This is a genomic window from Streptomyces sp. NPDC102406, from assembly GCF_044765725.1.
Classification (GTDB): Bacteria; Actinomycetota; Actinomycetes; order Streptomycetales; family Streptomycetaceae; genus Streptomyces.
Genome location: NZ_JBIWKP010000015.1, coordinates 85,776 through 102,423, shown reverse-complemented (window position 1 = coordinate 102,423; position 16,648 = coordinate 85,776). Strand labels below are relative to the sequence as shown.

Sequence of the window (16,648 nt, the reverse complement as noted above, 5' to 3'; positions counted from 1 at the left end):
GGACGGTACGTCGATCGTGTTGCCGATCGGTACGCGGATCCTGTCGCGTGAGGGGTGCCTGACAACAGAGAGGGCGGTCGTTCTTTACCAATCCGATAAACGGTATGACTTGTCCCGGTCAGCGGTCAGACCAGGTCGGCCAGGGCCGCGTCCAGCGTCCGGCGCAGGCGCAGAGCGTCGGATGCGACCGCGGTGACCAGCACGGCGGGGCCCGCGAGCGGCATGAGCGCGGCGGTGCCGTCCGCGTCGAGCACCGCGGCGGACGGCCGATCGGTCTCGAACTCCGGCCGTACGACGACGAGTTGACCCAGAGCCCGGTGACCGGCCAGAGCGGCGGGGCCGTCCCAGCCGCCGGGTGCGCCCGGCCCGCAGGCGAGTTCCTGGTCGAGCAGGGGGCGCCCCGCGCGGTACAGCGTCAGACGGCTGGTGAGCCGGCCCGGCTGCTCCCCGACACGGCCGAGGACCTGTTCCTCGCGCAGGACGAGGCGGGCTCCGGGAGCGAGATCGGCGCGGGTGGTGACCCGTAGATCGCTGCCGTCCACCGAGATCAACTGTTCCGGTAGCCAGTCGAGTCGGGCACCGTCGGCGACGGTGAGCCGGACGTCGTAGCGCGCCTCGCCCTTGGCCTGACCGGGCAGGGCGAGGGTGGCCGCGACCGAGCCGATGCGCAGATGGGCTCCTGCCTCGACGTCGGCCCCGACGGTGAAGTGATCGCCGCCGAGGGGGCCGCTCATGGCGCCGACGAGCATGACACCGGCCGCGGAGCCGGGGGCCCGGACGCGGCGGAGTGCGAACGAACCCTCGCTCTCCAGGACGGGCAGTGCGGTGCCGCCGCGTCCGTCGTCGCGCGCGGTGACGCGGGCGGTGGAACGAACGCCCGCTCGCGCCTCGCCGTGCACGGTCACGCGGTCCATGCGGTGAACCGCGCCCGCACCCAGGCCGCGACCTCGCCGACCCCGCTCTCGGAGCGCAGTGACTGGAGCACCACGGGGAGTTCGCCGCGGGCCTCCTTGGCGTCGGCGGCCATCCTCGCCAGGTCGGACCCGACGTAGGGGGCGAGGTCCGTCTTGTTGATGACGAGCAGGTCGGCCGTGGTGACGCCGGGGCCGCCCTTGCGCGGGATGTCGTCGCCGCCCGCGACGTCGATGACGAAGATCTGGGCGTCGACGAGGCCCTTGGAGAAGGTCGCGGTGAGGTTGTCGCCGCCGGACTCGACGAGGACGAGGTCGAGCGGCCCTGCGCTGGTGGACAGCTCGCTCTCCAGGTCCTCGACGGCCTCCAGGTTGGCGGAGATGTCGTCGCGGATAGCGGTGTGGGGGCAGGCGCCGGTCTCGACGGCGGTGATCCGTTCGGGCGGCAGCACGGCCTCCCGCAGCAGGAACTCGGCGTCCTCGCGCGTGTAGATGTCGTTGGTGACGACGGCGAGGGAGAGCTCGTCGCGCAGGGCGCGGCACAGCGCGGCGACGGTGGCGGTCTTGCCGGACCCGACGGGCCCGCCGAGCCCGATGCGCAGGGCGCGGCGGGTGCCGTCGGGGCGGTGGGCGTCGGCGGAGACGGCGGCGGGGCCGTCGTGGGAGTGGTCGAGGTGCATGGTCTACGGCTCCGGATTCATGAGCGGGGTGAGCCGGAAAGGCTCGGGGACAGGAGCGCCCTATGACGCGAACAGCCGGACCGGCCAGGCGGCGTGCGCCTCCGCGCCGATCTCCAGCAGCGGCGCGGACCCGGCGGGCAGCGCGTCGATCCCGGCGTCGACGGCGCGTCTCGCCGCGTCCACGGCGTCGCGCACGGCGAGGTCCAGTTCGGGCGCGAGCCGCGCGAGGACACCCGTCGCGTCGAAGGGGTCGAGGCTCAGCAGGCGTACGACGGCGGTCGCGGGCCCGCTGATCCCCTCGTACGCGGAGCAGTACGCGGCGTCCTGTGGGCCGAGTCCGGCCGCGCGGGCGGTGAGGCCGAGGACGACCGGCTGGTGCGCGCCCTTGGGGAAGGCGCGTGCCAGGGCGTCGAGTTCGGGGTGCGGCCAGGTGGCGCGGGCGGCGCGCATCAACTGGCGGCCGAGCCTGCGCGCGGTGACGCGCAGGGCGGCGGACGGTGTGCGGGCGTCGGCCGCCGTGTCGAGGGCGAGGGGGTCGACGCCGAGCGTCGCGGCGGCCGCGAGGGCGGCGGCCACGACGCCGCTGGTGTGCAGTCGTCCGCGGCAGAACTCCTCCAGGCTCGCCGCGTCGGTGACGCGGCCGGCCTTGACCGCGGCCTCCGCGCCGCCGGAGTGGGCATGCCCACCGGCGGGGAAGCGGCCGTCGGCGAGGACGAGCAGGGTCGCGCGTGTCATGACGTGGCTGCTCAGAACAGGAAGTACCGCTGGGCGAGCGGCAGTTCGGCGGCGGGGGCGGGTTCGACGAGTTCACCGTCGATGGTCACGGCGAACGAGTCCGGGGCGACCTCCACTCGCGGGAGGGCGTCGTTGTTGCGCATGTCGGCCTTGGTGCGGCCCCGGGTCGAGCGGATCGGAACGAACGTTCGTCCCAGGCCGAGGCGGTCCGGGAGGCCGTCCTCCAGGGCCCATTCGCTGGTGAAGTTGAACGAGTTGGCCGCGGGCGCGCTGCCGTAGGCGCCGAACATGGGGCGCGGCAGCACCGGCTGGGGGGTCGGGATGGAGGCGTTGGCGTCGCCCATCTGAGCGTAGGCGATCTGCCCGCCCTTGAGGACGGCCTGCGGTTTCACACCGAAGAACCGGGGGTCCCAGAGCACCAGGTCGGCGAGCTTGCCGGTCTCGACGGAACCGACCTCGTGCTCGATGCCCTGCGCGATCGCCGCGTTGATCGTGTACTTGGCGACGTAGCGACGGGCCCGCTGGTTGTCGGCGCGGAGGTCTCCGGGCAGGAAGCCGCGGCGGCGCTTCATGACGTGGGCGGTCTGCCAGGTACGCATGATGACCTCGCCGACGCGGCCCATGGCCTGCGAGTCCGAGGACATGATCGAGATGGCGCCCATGTCGTGCAGGATGTCCTCGGCCGCGATGGTGGTGGGCCGGATCCGGGACTCGGCGAAGGCGAGGTCCTCGGGGACCGCGGGGTTGAGGTGGTGGCAGACCATCAGCATGTCGAGGTGTTCCTCGACGGTGTTGACGGTGTGCGGCCGGGTCGGGTTGGTGGAGCTGGGCAGCATGTTGGGCAACTGCACGGCGGTGATCATGTCCGGCGCGTGTCCGCCGCCCGCGCCCTCCACGTGGAAGGCGTGCAGGGTCCGTCCGCCGACGGCGTCGAAGGTGTCCTGGACGAAACCGGCTTCGTTCAACGTGTCGGAGTGGACGGCGAGTTGGGCACCGGACTCCTCGCACACGTCGAGGCAGGCGGAGATCACGGCCGGGGTGGCGCCCCAGTCCTCGTGGATCTTGAAGCCCAGGACACCCGCGCGCAGTTGGTCGCGCATGGACTCCTTCGACATGGTGTTGCCCTTGCCGAGGAAGCCGATGTTGACGGGGCTGTGCTCCATCGCCGCGAACATCCGGGCGAGGTGCCAGGAGCCGGGGGTGATGGTGGTGGCCTTGGACCCCTCGGCCGGCCCCGTGCCGCCGCCGACGAGCGTCGTCACGCCCGAGGCGAGTGCCTCGTCGACGATGGTCGGCGAGATGAAGTGGATGTGGGTGTCGATGCCGCCCGCGGTGACGATCTTCCCGTTGCCCGCGAGGATCTCGGTCTCCGGGCCGATGACGAGGTCCGGGTGGACGCCGTCCATGGTGTCGGGGTTGCCGGACTTGCCGATGCCGGTGATCCGGCCGCCGCGGATGCCGATGTCCGCCTTGACGATCCCCCAGTGGTCGATGATCAGGGCGCCGGTGATGACGGTGTCGGGGGTGCCCTCCGCGCGCGTGGCGCGTGACTGGCCCATGGATTCGCGGATGACCTTGCCGCCGCCGAAGACGGATTCGTCGCCGGAGCGGCCGGGGCCGCCCGAGCGGTCCTCCTCGATCTCGACGAAGAGGTCGGTGTCGGCGAGGCGGACGCGATCGCCGGTGGTGGGGCCGAACAGGTCGGCGTAGGCGGCGCGGGACAGCTCAGGCATCGAGGGCACCTCGGGTCTCGCCGCGCAGGCCGGGGACGATCCGGTGGCCCGCGAGGGGTACGAGTTCGACCTCGACGGGAATGCCGGGTTCGAAACGAACGGCCGTTCCGGCGGGGATGTTGAGCCGTCGGCCGCGGGTGGCGGCGCGGTCGAAGTCGAGACCGGGGTTGGCCTCGACGAAGTGGTAGTGGGAGCCGACCTGGATGGGCCGGTCGGCGGCGTTGAGCACCGTCATACGTATGACGTCGCGGCCCTCGTTGTAGGCGACCGGCTCGTCGGCGAAGAGGATCTCTCCGGGAATCATGGTTGCGGCCCCGTCAGACGATGGGCTCGTGGACGGTGACGAGTTTGGTGCCGTCCGGGAAGGTCGCCTCGACCTGGACGTCGTGGATCATTTCGGGGATGCCCTCCATGACGTCGTCCCGGGTGAGCACCGTGCGCCCGGAGGACATGAGTTCGGCGACGGTGCGGCCGTCGCGGGCGCCTTCGAGGACGTGCGAGGTGATCAGGGCGATCGCCTCGGGGTGATTGAGCTTCAGACCCCGGGCCCGGCGTTTGTCGGCCACGTCGGCGGCCACATGGATGAGCAGTCTTTCCTGCTCGTGCGGGGTCAGTTGCACGCGTCCCACCTCAAGTCCTTCGCTCCGGACCGTGCGGGGCCCGGCTGCCGCGGCCACCGCGACGGGTATAGATGTAACACACAAGAAGTGCGCACGATCTTGCGCACCCCGGTTACCAAAACCCCTGGTGACGTGCGGCGCAGGCTAGTTGGGCGGAGTTTCAACGAGGTTAACCATCGCTTGACCGCCGCATTGCCCTCAACTGACCTCGCCCATACTCATCAGGCCCCGCAGGCCGATCTGGAGCGTCTCGACCGGCGTCTCCCCGAAGAGCGCCTGCTGGGCGAGGAATCCCTGCGCCGCGGCGATCAGCGTGCGCGCGACGGCGTCCGGGTCGGCGTCGGCACGCATCGTCCCGGCTTCCTGATACCCCTTGACGATCGTGACCCAGACCGCGCGCACCTTGCCGTAGCCGTCCTGGATGACGGCGGAAAGCTCATCGTTGCGCAGGGTCTCCGTCCATACCTGCACCAAGAGGCGCGGGAAGTAGGACACTCCGTCGACCCGCAGCCCCGGCCGCTCCCGCAGCATCTGGGCCATGACGGTGCCGATGAGTTCGTACGGCGGCGGGGGCGGCGTCTGTCCGCCGGTCGCCTCGAACGCGAGCCGCACGTCCTCCAGCACCTCCGTGACGATGGCGTGGATCAGTTCGTCCTTGCCGCGGAAGTAGCGGTAGACAGCGCCCGCCGAGAGGTCCACCTCCTTCAGGACGTCCTGCATCGACGTGGCGTGGAATCCGTTGCGTGCGAAGCAGAGCGCGGCGCCGTCCATGATCTGGCGGCGGCGGGCGTCAAGGTGTTCCTGGGATACGCGGGCCATGGCCTTCAACGTAGAACGAACATTCCTTCTTGACAAGTCGCCACCCGGCCAAGAAGGTGAGGACGGAGCGTAAAACGAACGCTCATTCTCCGACGTCCCCCAGCCGCCCCTCCAGGCCCCAGTCGATACCAGCCCCTATCCACCCCGTCCCACCGCTGGAGACCCCATGTCCACACCCACTCCACCCTCCCTCTCACTCCCCTCAAACCCCTCCTCCTCCCCTGCCCCTCCGCACGGCCGCACGATGCTTGCCGTGGCGGTGCTCGTGCCGCTGATCGCGGCGCTGGCTCTGTGGGCGTTCGCCTGGCCGGCGGCGCGGACCGCGCCGCGTGAGCTCCCGATCGGCGTCGCGGGACCCGTCGCCGCGACGACCCCTCTGGCCGAGCAACTGCGGGCCCGGGAAGGGGCTTTCGACGTACACCGGTACGCCGACGAGAGGGCCGCCCGTGCGGCGATCGAGGGCCGGGTCGTATACGGGGCGGTGGTGGCCGCACCCGACGGGCTGCGGTTGTTGACGGCGTCGGCGGCGAGCCCGGTCGTGGCGCAGTTGTTGCGGCAGGCCGTGGCGGAGCGGGCGCCCGAGCGCGCGAAGGTGACGACGGTCGACGTGGTGCCTGCGCCCGCGGGCGATCCTCGTGGTGCCGCGCTGAGTTCGAGCGTGCTGCCGCTGGCCCTGGCCGGGGTCGCGGGAGGCGCGATCGTGACGGCGCTGCGGCTGCGCGGGGTGCGCGCGGTCGTCACCCTGTTGGTGGCGGCGGCCGTGGTGGGCGTCGTGGCCGCCGCGCTGACGCACACCTGGCTCGGTGTCCTGACGGGTGACTGGTGGGCGGAGGCCGGGGTGTTGGCCCTGTCCTCGCTCGCGGTGGCGGCGACGGTGGCCGGGTGCGCGGCGCTGCTGGGCCCGGCGGGCATCGGTGTGGGCGCGCTGACGATGGTGCTCCTCGGCAACCCGTTCTCCGGTGTGGCCTCGGCGCCGCAGTTGCTGCCCGAACCGGTCGGCGCGCTCGGCCAGTTGCTGCCGCCCGGCGCCGGGGGGACGCTACTGCGCTCCGTGGCCTACTTCGACGGGGCGAGGGCGGCGGCACCGGCGCTGACGCTCGCCGTGTGGGCCCTGCTCGGGCTGACGGCCGTACTGCTCGGAGCGCTTCGCGGGCGACGGCAGGACGCGGCGGCGACCGAGTCGGCCTCGGCGAAGCAGGCAGCGTTGCCTGTCGGGTGAGAGACCCTGGCGGGGACGGCCAGACAGTCCCTAACGGACCTCCGGTCCGCGGTGTTCCGCCGTGATGCCGAACCTCTGCCGTTCGCCCGGAGCGGACGGGGCGGAGCCCAGGCGGGAGACCGAGGTGACCGTCGGGGCCTGCTCCGGCTCGGCTGCGGGTTCGCCGAGCGCTTCGAGTCGTTCCAGGTCAGCGGCGGAGACGAGGGCGACGAGCGGCTTGCCGTGCCGGGTGACGACGACGCGCTCCGCGCCGTAGACGACGCGGTTGATCAGGTCGGCGAGTTCAGCCCTGGCTTGCGTCACCGGAATCTCGTAGGCCATGCTCCCCATCGTACGTGACGTACGTCCTGTACATTTTTTACAGCGCACAGGAGGCGAACGCATGACCAGTCCGTCCGGCCGCCATGTCCTGCCCGAGTTCACGGAGCGCACGACCGCGGGCCACCGCACGCTCGATCCGTACTCCAAGCTCCTGGAGGAGCGCGTCGTCTTTCTCGGGACGCCGATCGACGACACGTCCGCCAACGATGTGATGGCGCAGTTCATGCACCTGGAGCACGCGGCGCCCGACCAGGACATCTCGCTGTACATCAACTCCCCCGGCGGCTCGTTCAGCGCGATGACGGCGATCTACGACACGATGCGGTACGTCAGGTGCGAGGTGGAGACGACCTGCCTGGGGCAGGCCGCGTCCGTCGCCGCGGTGCTGCTCGCCGCCGGGGCGCCGGGGAAGCGGATGATGCTCCCCGGCGCCCGCGTCGTGCTCGACCAGCCGGCGCTGCCCGAGCCGACCCGGGGACAACCCAGCGACCTGGAGATCCAGGCGCGCGAGATGGTGCGCATGCGCGACCAGGTGGAGGACTTGCTCGCCCGGCACTCGGGCCGGGACAAGGAGCAGGTGGGCCGGGACATCGAGCGGGAGACGGTGCTGGACGCGCGGCAGGCCCTGGAGTACGGCCTGGTGGACGGGGTGGTGCGGAGCCGCAAGGCCGCGCTCGGCGCGCGGGACGGGAGGTGATGTGCTGGTGCACCCCTCCGAACTGCCGCCGCTGCCCGCGCTGACCCGGGCCGAGGGTGACCTGGTGGACGGCTATCTGGCGGTGGTCGACCTGGTGGCGCGCATCAATCCGGCACGCGGCGACGACACCTACCGGGGGCTGCGTGCGGCGCAGGCGCTCGTCAGCCGGGCCGCGGCGCTCCGGGACGCCCTGGAGTTGATGCACCGGCGCGGTGAGAGCGAGGTGCACGCGGCAACCCTGGCCCGGGCCCTACGCGTCCTCGACGGTGAAAGGCGAACACAGAGGGTCGCTTTGCCACCAGAAACGGTCAGTTGAAGTCACGGCTCGGGCGCACTGTCTGCTTGCAGGCCCAAACGACCCAGATGGGGTACCACCGATCGGCGTAGACATTGCTCCATATTCGGGCTGGTCGGAGTTGCGCACCGGCGGTACGCGGCGACCGGAACGAGATGTTCCGCCGCTGGTACGAGGGTGGTCAGGGGTCGCGGCAGGGGTCCGAAAGCCGCACTGTCCACCTGAACGGGTCAAGCGTGAGGAGCCTCACTTACCGCCGGTTCGACTCGGCTTCCGCGCCTCATGTGCGTGAAGATCCCTTCCGACGACAAGCCCCCGCCGCCGCGGCGGGGCGGTCCGTGCGGACGCCGAGTCCTGCCGCCGCACGGATGCCAGGTCGACAGAAGTGCATCGGCAGGAGTGGAGGACCCAGGCACGACGGGTCGCCGGCCCCTCTCGACGGAGAGGGTGCCCGAGTGGCCCTTGGGGTGAAGCCGCGTGAGCGGCCGGGCATCTTCGCCTGTCCGAACCCGACAGGTCATCCTTCACAGGCGGCTGACGAAGGGTTGCGCATGACTGCGCTCAATCGTGTTCCCTCGCTGCTGACCCGGGCGGGTACCGCGTCGGCGCTGACGCTCGCCGTCGCCGGTGCCGGAATCATGGTGCCGGGCGCCGCGTCCGAGGCGTCGGCGGCGGCGGTCTCGACCAAGGCATTGAAGGTCGCGGCCTCCAAGAAGGGAGCGCCGTACAAGTGGGGCGCCACGGGGCCGCACCGGTTCGACTGCTCGGGCCTGACGCTCTACTCGTTCAAGCGGGCGGGCAAGAAGCTGCCGCGCACCGCCGCTCAGCAGTACAACAAGACCCGCCATGTCGCCCCGTCCCACCGCAAGACGGGTGACCTGGTCTTCTTCCACTCGGGCCGGAGCGTCTACCACGTCGGCATCTACGCCGGGAAGGGACGGATCTGGCACTCCCCGAAGACCGGGGACGTAGTGCGTCTACAGAAGATCTGGACGCGGAGCGTCTGGTACGGCCGGGTGCGCTGAGGCGCGCCGCACAGTGATCTCGGGGCGGGCCGGGCGCCGGGCCCGTACCCGGGTGCTGCCGGTGAGGAGCCGGGGGCGCGTCAACAGGCGGGGAGCGGCTGGGCGTCGCCCCCGTTCATGCCGATGATCCAGGGCAGCGAGATCCACACGGTCTTGCCGCCCTCCGGGGTGGGCGAGACCGAGAGCCGTCCGCCGCACTCGGCGGTGAGACAGCGGATGATCACCATGCCGCGTCCGTTGTCCTGCTGGACGGCGGCGGGCAGTCGCCTGGGGTAGCGCGGGTGGCTGTCGGTGACGCCGATGCGGAGCTGTTCGTCGCGTTCGAGTTCCACGTCGACGGTGAAGGTGGGCGACTGGCCGAGGGTGTGCTGCACGGCGTTGGTCGCGAGCTCCGAGACGATCAGGCGGACCGTGTCGGCGGCGTCGCTGTCCCGCGGCATCCCCCAGTCCGCCAGGACCTTGCTCACATACCTGCGGGCCGCGGAGACCGAGGCGGGATCGCTCGGCAGCGTGACGGATGCTTCCTGGTGGTCTGCCATGGCGACGTCGTCCCTTTCCCACCGGGGCCGCGCCTGCGACTCTGGCGGTTCGCTGGCGTGCGGCCTCCGACTTCTGCTTCGCAGCAGACTGCCACTTGGTTGCCCTCCCGTGGTGCGGATCCCTCAAGATATGCATATATCTGTCGCTCGAAGCGGTGAACTCTGCGACGGTAGACCGTATTTGGGCGAGCGCTCGCCGGTTCCTCTACCGTCTGCTCAGAGGCCATGTGGCACGGGCCTGGGAGGAGCCCGGCCGTGAGGCCCGAGGAGCGTGGAGGAGTCGGCATGAAGTACGGTCCCGCGGTGCGCCGTCGCAAACTCGGTGCGGAGCTGCGTTCGCTGCGCGTGCAGGCCGGGTTGACCAGTGGTGAGGCCGCCCGTCTGGTCGGCTGGCACCAGTCGAAGGTGAGCCGGATCGAGACAGGTCGCAGTGGCGTGAAGCCGTCGGACGTGCTGCGGTTGCTCGACGCGTTCGAGACACGCAATCCGCGACAGCGTGAACTCGTGGTCGCGTTGGCGGGCGCGGAGGACTCCTCCGGGCAGCACTGGTGGCACGCCTATCGGGGATTGCTGCCGCCGTCCTACCGGGATTTCATCAGCCTGGAGTCGCAGGCGTGTCGTATCCGGACGCTGGAGACGAGCGTGGTACCGGGGCTTTTGCAGACGCCCGAGTACGCGCGGGCGGTGACGCGTTCCGTGCTGACCGGGATGCCGGAGGAGCACATCGAGGCGCTGGTGGAGGTGCGGCTCGCACGGCAGGACGTGCTGCGGGCGCGGCCGCCGCTGCGTCTGAGCGCGGTGCTCGACGAAGGGGTGCTCCGGCGCGAAGTGGGCGGATCCGGCATCCTGCGGCGACAGTTGGCACATCTGGCCGAGGCGGCGCAGATGCCCCATGTCCAAATTCAGGTGCTCCCTTTTTCGACAGGTGGCCACATCGGCCTCACCGGCCCTTTCGTAGTGTTCTCATTTCCGAACACATCTGATCTGGATGTGGTTGTTCTCGACCATTTGACGAGTAGCCTCTACCTCGAGCGGAAAGAAGACCTGGAGGCGTACACGGACGCCTTCGATGCTCTTCTCCTCCGCGCTTTGTCACCCGAGGACTCGTTGGAATTCATCGGACAGATCGCCGGATAGCCCAGTGGACGAGGACGCCGACACCTCGCCCCGGGCCCGGCACCGCGTAAGGGGGCACCATGAATGCACTGCCTCGGTACGTTCCTTCCGTTCCCTCAAGTCTGTCGCTGAGCGGCGCCCGGTGGCGGCGCAGCAGCCGCAGCACCGGCGCCAACAACTGCGTCGAGACAGCCCCCCTGACCTCGGGGCCCACGACCGGACTGATGGGCGTCCGTGACTCGAAGAACACTTCGGGGCCCGCCCTGCTCTTCGCACCCGACGCCTGGAGGGAGTTCATCGACTCGCTGCGCTGAACGCTTCGTCGGGAGCCGCTGCGCCGATCACCCGCACGGCCTCGCCGAGTTGCGCGTCGGTGAGGTCGGCGCGGGCGGTCAGCCGCAGCCGTGAGATGCCGTCCGGCACGGACGGCGGGCGGAAGCAGCCCACCGCGATGCCCGCCGCGCGACAGTCCGCGGCCCAGCGCACCGCCTCGTCGGGCGAGGGTGCCCGCACGGAGACCACCGCCGCGTCCGGCCGCGCGGCCACCATGCCCTGCGCCGTGAGCAGTCGATGCAGGGTCGTCGCCACGTCGCGGGTCCGCTCCGCGCGCCCGGGTTCGCGGCGCAGCAGACGCAGAGCGGCCAGCGCGGCACCGACCGCGGCCGGGGCGAGCCCGGTGTCGAAGATGAACGGGCGGGCCGCGTTGACGAGATGGTCGATGACGTGGGCCGGGCCGAGGACGGCGCCGCCCTGACTGCCCAGGGACTTGGAGAGCGTGACGGTGGCGACGGTGTCGGGTGCGCCGGCCAGACCCGCCGCGTGCGGGGTGCCGCGACCGCCCGCGCCGAGCACGCCCAGGCCGTGCGCGTCGTCGACGATCAGTCCGGCCCCGAACTCCCGGGAGGCGAAAGCGAGTTCCCGCAGGGGAGCCTGGTCGCCGTCGACGGAGAAGACGGTGTCCGAGACGACGACGGCAGGCCCCTCGTGGGCGTCGAGCGTCTTGCGCACGGCGGCGGGGTCGGCGTGCGGCACGACCTGGGTGGTGCCGCGGGCCAGGCGGCAACCGTCGATGAGGGAGGCGTGGTTGGCCGCGTCGGAGACGATCAGCGTGCCGTGCGGGGCCAGCGCGGTGACGGCCGCCAGGTTCGCCGCGTAGCCGGAGGACAGTACGAGCGCGGCCTCGAAGCCGCAAAACTCCGCCAGTTCGCGTTCCAGGCAGGTGTGCAGTTCGGTGGTGCCGGTCACCAGACGGGAGCCGGTCGCCCCGCCTCCCCAGCGGCGCGCGGCCTCCGCGGCGCCCTCGACGACCTCGGGGTGGCGGGTCAGACCCAGGTAGTCGTTGCCGGCGAGGTCGAGCAGCGGGGAGTCGGCCGGGCGGGGGCGCAGGGTGCGGACGAGTCCGGCGGCCTCGCGGGTGCGGCGCTGCTCGTCGAGCCAGCCGAAGGCGCGGGTGGGGGCTGTGGCCATGACTCCCTCTGTTTGTAGGTAACGCACAGACCCTAGTCGGGCCGCCACCAGGTCAGGGTGTGGTAATACCCACACGTCGAACACGGTCCTTTGTACGAAGTCTCCTTTCGCGGGAGCGGCCCGATAGGCAAGGATCTGACGCCATGGACCTGCTGAACACGCTGGTGGACAAGGGGCTTCGGCGCGAGCTGCCGAGCCGTGAAGAGGCGCTCGCCGTGCTGGCGACGTCGGACGACGACCTGCTCGACGTGGTGGCGGCGGCCGGCAAGGTGCGCCGCACCTGGTTCGGGCGCCGGGTCAAGCTCAACTATCTGGTGAACCTGAAGTCGGGGCTCTGCCCGGAGGACTGCTCGTACTGTTCGCAGCGCCTCGGCTCGAAGGCGGAGATCCTCAAGTACACCTGGCTCAAGCCCGACGAGGCGTCCAGGGCGGCTGCCGCGGGGGTCGCGGGCGGCGCCAAGCGGGTCTGTCTGGTGGCGAGCGGGCGCGGTCCGACCGACAAGGACGTGGACCGCGTCGCGCGGACGATCGACGCGATCAAGTCCGAGAACGCGGACGTCGAGGTGTGCGCCTGTCTCGGCCTGCTCTCCGACGGGCAGGCCGAGCGGCTGCGCGGGGCGGGCGCCGACGCGTACAACCACAACCTGAACACGTCCGAGGCCACGTACGGCGACATCACGACGACGCACACCTACGCGGACCGGGTCGACACCGTACGAAAGGCGCACGCGGCCGGTCTGTCGGCCTGTTCCGGGCTGATCGCGGGCATGGGCGAGAGCGACGAGGACCTGGTCGACGTGGTGTTCGGGCTGCGTGCGCTGGACCCGGACTCGGTTCCGGTCAACTTCCTGATCCCCTTCGAGGGGACTCCGCTGGCCAAGGAGTGGAACCTGACGCCGCAGCGCTGTCTGCGGATTCTGGCCATGGTCCGCTTCGTCTGCCCGGACGTGGAGGTGCGGATCGCGGGCGGGCGCGAGGTGCATCTGCGCTCGATGCAGCCGCTGGCCCTGCACATCGCCAACTCCATCTTCCTGGGCGACTACCTGACGAGTGAGGGGCAGGCGGGCCGGGCGGACCTGGAGATGATCGCGGACGCCGGGTTCGAGGTGGAGGGCGCCGACGAGGTGACGCTGCCCGAGCACCGGGGCGGCGGGTGCGGCGCGGTCTGCGCCGAGGGGCCGGCCAAGGACGCGGCGGAGGTACCGGAGGCGTCGCAGGCGCGTACCGACCTCGTGGCCGTACGTCGCCGGGGCGCGGGGACGGATGTCGCGCCCAATGCCTGACGCGCACGTGGACGAGCTGCTGGCCCTGGACCGGCAGCACGTCTGGCACCCGTACGGCCCCATGCCGGGTCGGCAGCAGCCCCTGGTCGTCGAGTCGGCGGCCGGGGTGCGGCTGCGGATCGCCGGGCACGGGGAGCTGGTCGACGGCATGTCGTCGTGGTGGTCGGCGATCCACGGCTACAACCACCCGGTGCTGAACGAGGCGGCCCGCGGCCAGTTGGAGCGGATGAGCCATGTGATGTTCGGCGGGCTCACGCACGAGCCCGCCGTCCGGCTCACGAAGCGCCTTGTCGACATGTCACCCGAGGGCTTGGAGCATGTGTTCCTCGCCGACTCGGGCTCGGTGTCGGTGGAGGTCGCGCTCAAGATGTGCCTCCAGTACTGGCGCTCGCTCGGCCGGCCCGAGAAGCGGCGGATGCTCACCTGGCGCGGCGGCTACCACGGGGACACCTGGCAGCCGATGTCCGTGTGCGACCCGGAGGGCGGGATGCACGGGCTGTGGTCCGGGGTGCTCCCGCGGCAGGTCTTCGCGGACGCGCCGCCGAGCGCGTACGAGGAGTCGTACGCGGAGCATCTGCGGGAGCTGATCGGGCGGCACGCTCACGAGCTGGCGGCGGTCGTCGTGGAGCCGGTGGTGCAGGGGGCGGGCGGGATGCGGTTCCACTCCCCCGCGTATCTGCGGGTGCTGCGCGAGGCGTGCGACGCGCACGACGTGCTGCTCGTGTTCGACGAGATCGCCACTGGGTTCGGGCGGACGGGCGCGCTGTTCGCGGCCGGGCACGCCGCGGTGACGCCGGATGTGATGTGCGTGGGCAAGGCGCTGACCGGCGGTTATCTGACGCTGGCGGCGACGCTCTGCACGACGCGGGTGGCCGAGGGGATCTCGCGGGGCGAGGTGCCGGTGCTCGCGCACGGGCCGACGTTCATGGGCAATCCGCTGGCAGCGGCGGTGGCCTGCGCGTCGATCGACCTGTTGCTCGGCCAGGACTGGCGGGCGGAGGTCAAGCGGATCGAGAACGGGCTGCATGACGCCCTGGCAGAGGCCGCGGAGCTGCCGGGGGTTCGCGAGGTACGGGTCTTCGGTGCCATCGGGGTGGTCCAGTTGGACCATGAGGTGGACATGGCGGCGGCGACACGGGCGGCGGTCGCCGAAGGGGTCTGGCTGCGGCCGTTCCGGGACCTCGTCTACACGATGCCGCCGTACGTCACCGGGGACGAGGACCTGGCACGGATCGGGCGCGCGGTGTGTGCCGCCGCGCGGGAGGGATGAGTGGGTATGCCGGGTGTGCCGGACGCGAAGGTGCTGGTGGTGACGGGGACCGGGACCGAGATCGGCAAGACGGTGACGACGGCCGCGGTCGCCGCGGTCGCGGTGCGGGCCGGGCGGTCGGTGGCGGTGCTCAAGCCCGCGCAGACCGGTCTGGCGCCGGGTGAGCCGGGGGACGCCGACGAGGTGGCGCGGCTCGCGGGCGGGGCGGTGACACCGGTCGAGCTGGCCCGTTACCCGGAGCCACTGGCGCCGGGGACGGCCGCGGCACGGGCCGGACTCGCGCCGGTGCGGCCCGCCGAGGTCGCCGAGGCGGCGCTCGAGTTGGCGGCCTCGCACGATCTGGTGCTGGTCGAGGGCGCGGGCGGTCTTCTGGTCCACTTCGACGCGGAGGGGGCGTCGCTGGCCGACGCGGCGCGGCTGCTCGGGGCGCCCGTCCTGGTGGTCGCGCAGGCGGGCCTCGGCACGTTGAACTCCGTCCAACTGACGGCCGAGGCGCTGCGGGCCCGGGGCCTTGCGCAGGCGGGTGTCGTCATCGGCAGTTGGCCTCGGGAGCCGGGGCTCGCGGAGCGCTGCAACGTCGGGGATCTGCCCCGGGTGGCGGGGGCGCCGCTGGTCGGGGCGGTTCCGGCAGGGGCCGGGGCGCTGCCTGCCGCCGCGTTCCGGGCGCGGGCCGCCCAGTGGCTCGGCGCCGAGCTGGGCGGGTCCTGGGACGGGGAGGAGTTCGCGCGGCGGGCCGGGTGACGGGGCTGGGGCGTGTTGCGCAAGTCCTGCCCGCCGCGCGGCGCCTGGCACGCACTCCCCCAAGCTCTTCGAGCAGGGGGACCCCCAGCGGCGTTGCCGGATCGCCCGCGCAGCTCCGCCATGAGGACGCCCCGGCGCCTTGCGATCGCACGCACCGGACGCCGCGAGGCACGCCCTTCGGGCGGACGACAGGACGTTCGCAACACCCCTGGGCGTGCGGGTCCGGCCCGCGCGTTCCGTTCAGGGCGGTCGCACGGGGGAAGAATCGGCGTGACCGGTCGGAGCGGTCCGGGGCGGGCCTCGAAGGTCCGTCGACCGCCCGAAGGGCAGGCAGGATCTTCGAAACGGCCTAGGAGGGTCCCATGGTGGACCGGCATCCGTCCCGGGGGAAGAAATCGGCGCGGCGCGCGTCGTACGACGTGGTGAGTCATCCCCTGTTCGCCCGGTACTACGCCCGGTTCAGCGAACGGGCCGAGCCGTCGATGGCCCCGGTGCGCGGCGAGTTGCTGCGCGGTCTTTCGGGGCGGGTCATCGAGGTCGGTGCGGGCAACGGGTTGAACTTCGCGTACTACCCGCGCGCCGTCTCCGAGGTCGTCGCCATCGAACCGGAGCGGGTGCTGCGGCAGTTGGCGGTCGAGGCGGCGCAGCGCGCGGAGGTTCCGGTGGACGTCGTGCCGGGGGCGGCGGAGGCGCTGCCGGTGAAGAGCGAGGGGTACGACGCGGTCGTGCTGTCGATCGTGCTGTGCAGCGTGCGCGACGTGGCCCGGACGCTGGCCGAGGTGCGCAGGGTGGTGCGGCCGGGCGGTGAGGTGCGGTTCTTCGAGCACGTACGGGCGCCGGGGCGCGGCATGCGGGGCGTGCAGGCGGTGCTGGACCGCACGGTGTGGCCACGGCTTTTCGGGGGCTGTCATGTGGGGCGGGACACGGTGGGCGCGTTGCGGGACGCCGGGTTCGACGTGGGCTCGTACCGGGCGCTGACGATGCCGGAGCGGGGGCCCCGGCTGCCCACGTCGTACTGCGTGCTCGGGGTGGCGCGCCGGCCGGAGCTGAGCGAGGTGTAGCGAGGGACGCGGTCGGGCGATCCGACACGTGCCGCCCAGAACCCTCGGGACGCGTCGCCGCGGGCTATCCTCGTACCCGACACGCAGCACAACTGACTTACGATGTAAGGGAGTTG

20 protein-coding genes and 1 riboswitch are annotated in these 16,648 nt (G+C 71.7%); of the genes, 10 read left to right on the top strand and 10 right to left on the bottom strand.

Going from position 1 to position 16,648, the window contains the following annotated elements; all coding sequences use genetic code 11:
* Nucleotides 1-125: 125 nt before the first annotated feature.
* The 7 genes from ACIRF8_RS34865 to ACIRF8_RS34835 form a co-directional block, all read right to left on the bottom strand.
* A complete protein-coding gene (locus ACIRF8_RS34865) occupies nt 126-914 on the bottom strand; it encodes an urease accessory protein UreD (protein WP_404221747.1) in 789 nt (262 codons plus the stop codon).
* Entirely contained in the window at nt 902-1,591 is a 690-nt protein-coding gene (ureG, locus tag ACIRF8_RS34860; protein WP_404221745.1) for an urease accessory protein UreG, read from the bottom strand. Before ureG ends, ACIRF8_RS34865 begins: the two co-directional genes overlap by 13 nt.
* A 60-nt stretch (nt 1,592-1,651) precedes the next feature.
* Nucleotides 1,652-2,326, bottom strand: coding sequence for an urease accessory protein UreF (locus tag ACIRF8_RS34855; protein ID WP_404221743.1), 675 nt, complete (start codon nt 2,324-2,326; stop codon nt 1,652-1,654).
* A gap of 11 nt (nt 2,327-2,337) precedes the next feature.
* On the bottom strand, nt 2,338-4,059 hold the full coding sequence (locus tag ACIRF8_RS34850) for an urease subunit alpha (protein ID WP_404221741.1): 1,722 nt from the start codon (nt 4,057-4,059) through the stop codon (nt 2,338-2,340).
* The gene (locus ACIRF8_RS34845) at nt 4,052-4,363 is read right to left on the bottom strand and encodes an urease subunit beta (protein WP_404221739.1); all 312 of its coding nucleotides are present in this window, start codon (nt 4,361-4,363) and stop codon (nt 4,052-4,054) included. Before ACIRF8_RS34845 ends, ACIRF8_RS34850 begins: the two co-directional genes overlap by 8 nt.
* A gap of 13 nt (nt 4,364-4,376) precedes the next feature.
* Nucleotides 4,377-4,679, bottom strand: coding sequence for an urease subunit gamma (locus tag ACIRF8_RS34840; RefSeq protein ID WP_404221780.1), 303 nt, complete (start codon nt 4,677-4,679; stop codon nt 4,377-4,379).
* Nucleotides 4,680-4,877: 198 nt separating this feature from the next.
* Nucleotides 4,878-5,498 carry a TetR/AcrR family transcriptional regulator gene (locus tag ACIRF8_RS34835; protein ID WP_404221736.1) on the bottom strand — a complete coding sequence of 207 codons (621 nt, stop codon included), beginning with the start codon at nt 5,496-5,498 and terminating at the stop codon, nt 4,878-4,880.
* Between the two features lie 244 nt (nt 5,499-5,742).
* Here ACIRF8_RS34835 and ACIRF8_RS34830 point away from each other — a divergent pair, with 244 nt between their 5' ends.
* A complete protein-coding gene (locus ACIRF8_RS34830; protein WP_404221734.1) occupies nt 5,743-6,717 on the top strand; it encodes an ABC transporter permease in 975 nt (324 codons plus the stop codon).
* Nucleotides 6,718-6,747: 30 nt separating this feature from the next.
* On the opposite strand, the gene ACIRF8_RS34825 is transcribed toward ACIRF8_RS34830, so the two are convergent.
* The gene (locus ACIRF8_RS34825) at nt 6,748-7,038 is read right to left on the bottom strand and encodes a type II toxin-antitoxin system Phd/YefM family antitoxin (RefSeq protein ID WP_404221732.1); all 291 of its coding nucleotides are present in this window, start codon (nt 7,036-7,038) and stop codon (nt 6,748-6,750) included.
* A gap of 61 nt (nt 7,039-7,099) precedes the next feature.
* Here ACIRF8_RS34825 and ACIRF8_RS34820 point away from each other — a divergent pair, with 61 nt between their 5' ends.
* From ACIRF8_RS34820 to ACIRF8_RS34810, 3 genes are all read left to right on the top strand, one after another.
* Nucleotides 7,100-7,735, top strand: coding sequence for an ATP-dependent Clp protease proteolytic subunit (locus tag ACIRF8_RS34820; protein ID WP_404221730.1), 636 nt, complete (start codon nt 7,100-7,102; stop codon nt 7,733-7,735).
* A 7-nt stretch (nt 7,736-7,742) separates the two neighbouring features.
* The gene (locus ACIRF8_RS34815) at nt 7,743-8,051 is read left to right on the top strand and encodes a hypothetical protein (protein ID WP_404221728.1); all 309 of its coding nucleotides are present in this window, start codon (nt 7,743-7,745) and stop codon (nt 8,049-8,051) included.
* 338 nt (nt 8,052-8,389) lie between these two features.
* Nucleotides 8,390-8,578: riboswitch (cyclic di-AMP (ydaO/yuaA leader) on the top strand.
* 3 nt (nt 8,579-8,581) lie between these two features.
* A complete protein-coding gene (locus tag ACIRF8_RS34810; protein ID WP_404221726.1) occupies nt 8,582-9,055 on the top strand; it encodes a C40 family peptidase in 474 nt (157 codons plus the stop codon).
* Nucleotides 9,056-9,135: 80 nt separating this feature from the next.
* Here ACIRF8_RS34810 and ACIRF8_RS34805 read toward each other — a convergent pair whose 3' ends face one another.
* Nucleotides 9,136-9,594 carry an ATP-binding protein gene (locus ACIRF8_RS34805; RefSeq protein WP_404221724.1) on the bottom strand — a complete coding sequence of 153 codons (459 nt, stop codon included), beginning with the start codon at nt 9,592-9,594 and terminating at the stop codon, nt 9,136-9,138.
* A 285-nt stretch (nt 9,595-9,879) separates the two neighbouring features.
* On the opposite strand from ACIRF8_RS34805, the gene ACIRF8_RS34800 reads away from it, so the two are divergent.
* Nucleotides 9,880-10,731 carry a helix-turn-helix domain-containing protein gene (locus ACIRF8_RS34800; protein ID WP_404221722.1) on the top strand — a complete coding sequence of 284 codons (852 nt, stop codon included), beginning with the start codon at nt 9,880-9,882 and terminating at the stop codon, nt 10,729-10,731.
* 59 nt (nt 10,732-10,790) lie between these two features.
* On the top strand, nt 10,791-11,024 hold the full coding sequence (locus ACIRF8_RS34795) for a DUF397 domain-containing protein (protein WP_404221720.1): 234 nt from the start codon (nt 10,791-10,793) through the stop codon (nt 11,022-11,024).
* Here ACIRF8_RS34795 and ACIRF8_RS34790 read toward each other — a convergent pair.
* Nucleotides 11,005-12,177, bottom strand: coding sequence for an 8-amino-7-oxononanoate synthase (locus ACIRF8_RS34790; protein ID WP_404221718.1), 1,173 nt, complete (start codon nt 12,175-12,177; stop codon nt 11,005-11,007). The two genes, ACIRF8_RS34795 and ACIRF8_RS34790, sit on opposite strands and share 20 nt — an antisense overlap.
* Nucleotides 12,178-12,320: 143 nt before the next feature.
* On the opposite strand from ACIRF8_RS34790, the gene bioB reads away from it, so the two are divergent.
* From bioB to ACIRF8_RS34770, 4 genes are all read left to right on the top strand, one after another.
* A complete protein-coding gene (gene bioB / locus ACIRF8_RS34785; RefSeq protein ID WP_404221716.1) occupies nt 12,321-13,460 on the top strand; it encodes a biotin synthase BioB in 1,140 nt (379 codons plus the stop codon).
* Nucleotides 13,453-14,730, top strand: a complete 1,278-nt coding sequence (locus tag ACIRF8_RS34780; protein ID WP_404221714.1) for an adenosylmethionine--8-amino-7-oxononanoate transaminase — start codon at nt 13,453-13,455, stop codon at nt 14,728-14,730. Before bioB ends, ACIRF8_RS34780 begins: the two co-directional genes overlap by 8 nt.
* 6 nt (nt 14,731-14,736) lie before the next feature.
* Complete coding sequence (gene bioD / locus ACIRF8_RS34775; protein WP_404221712.1) at nt 14,737-15,471, top strand: dethiobiotin synthase; 735 nt, start codon at nt 14,737-14,739, stop codon at nt 15,469-15,471.
* A 362-nt stretch (nt 15,472-15,833) separates the two neighbouring features.
* Nucleotides 15,834-16,532, top strand: coding sequence for a class I SAM-dependent methyltransferase (locus ACIRF8_RS34770; RefSeq protein WP_404221710.1), 699 nt, complete (start codon nt 15,834-15,836; stop codon nt 16,530-16,532).
* Nucleotides 16,533-16,648 lie beyond the last annotated feature (116 nt).

Bases quoted from the DNA above. Each gene is read 5' to 3' on its own strand.
- ACIRF8_RS34830 (WP_404221734.1), top strand. From the start codon at position 5,743: ATGCTTGCCGTGGCGGTGCTCGTGCCGCTGATCGCGGCGCTGGCTCTG.
- ACIRF8_RS34855 (WP_404221743.1), bottom strand. From the start codon at position 2,326: ATGACACGCGCGACCCTGCTCGTCCTCGCCGACGGCCGCTTCCCCGCC.
- ACIRF8_RS34800 (WP_404221722.1), top strand. From the start codon at position 9,880: ATGAAGTACGGTCCCGCGGTGCGCCGTCGCAAACTCGGTGCGGAGCTG.
- bioD (WP_404221712.1), top strand. From the start codon at position 14,737: ATGCCGGGTGTGCCGGACGCGAAGGTGCTGGTGGTGACGGGGACCGGG.
- ACIRF8_RS34790 (WP_404221718.1), bottom strand. From the start codon at position 12,177: ATGGCCACAGCCCCCACCCGCGCCTTCGGCTGGCTCGACGAGCAGCGC.
- ACIRF8_RS34780 (WP_404221714.1), top strand. From the start codon at position 13,453: ATGCCTGACGCGCACGTGGACGAGCTGCTGGCCCTGGACCGGCAGCAC.
- ACIRF8_RS34805 (WP_404221724.1), bottom strand. From the start codon at position 9,594: ATGGCAGACCACCAGGAAGCATCCGTCACGCTGCCGAGCGATCCCGCC.
- ACIRF8_RS34865 (WP_404221747.1), bottom strand. From the start codon at position 914: ATGGACCGCGTGACCGTGCACGGCGAGGCGCGAGCGGGCGTTCGTTCC.
- ACIRF8_RS34820 (WP_404221730.1), top strand. From the start codon at position 7,100: ATGACCAGTCCGTCCGGCCGCCATGTCCTGCCCGAGTTCACGGAGCGC.
- ACIRF8_RS34845 (WP_404221739.1), bottom strand. From the start codon at position 4,363: ATGATTCCCGGAGAGATCCTCTTCGCCGACGAGCCGGTCGCCTACAAC.
- bioB (WP_404221716.1), top strand. From the start codon at position 12,321: ATGGACCTGCTGAACACGCTGGTGGACAAGGGGCTTCGGCGCGAGCTG.
- ACIRF8_RS34825 (WP_404221732.1), bottom strand. From the start codon at position 7,038: ATGGCCTACGAGATTCCGGTGACGCAAGCCAGGGCTGAACTCGCCGAC.
- ACIRF8_RS34810 (WP_404221726.1), top strand. From the start codon at position 8,582: ATGACTGCGCTCAATCGTGTTCCCTCGCTGCTGACCCGGGCGGGTACC.
- ACIRF8_RS34795 (WP_404221720.1), top strand. From the start codon at position 10,791: ATGAATGCACTGCCTCGGTACGTTCCTTCCGTTCCCTCAAGTCTGTCG.
- ACIRF8_RS34770 (WP_404221710.1), top strand. From the start codon at position 15,834: ATGGTGGACCGGCATCCGTCCCGGGGGAAGAAATCGGCGCGGCGCGCG.
- ACIRF8_RS34850 (WP_404221741.1), bottom strand. From the start codon at position 4,059: ATGCCTGAGCTGTCCCGCGCCGCCTACGCCGACCTGTTCGGCCCCACC.
- ureG (WP_404221745.1), bottom strand. From the start codon at position 1,591: ATGCACCTCGACCACTCCCACGACGGCCCCGCCGCCGTCTCCGCCGAC.
- ACIRF8_RS34835 (WP_404221736.1), bottom strand. From the start codon at position 5,498: ATGGCCCGCGTATCCCAGGAACACCTTGACGCCCGCCGCCGCCAGATC.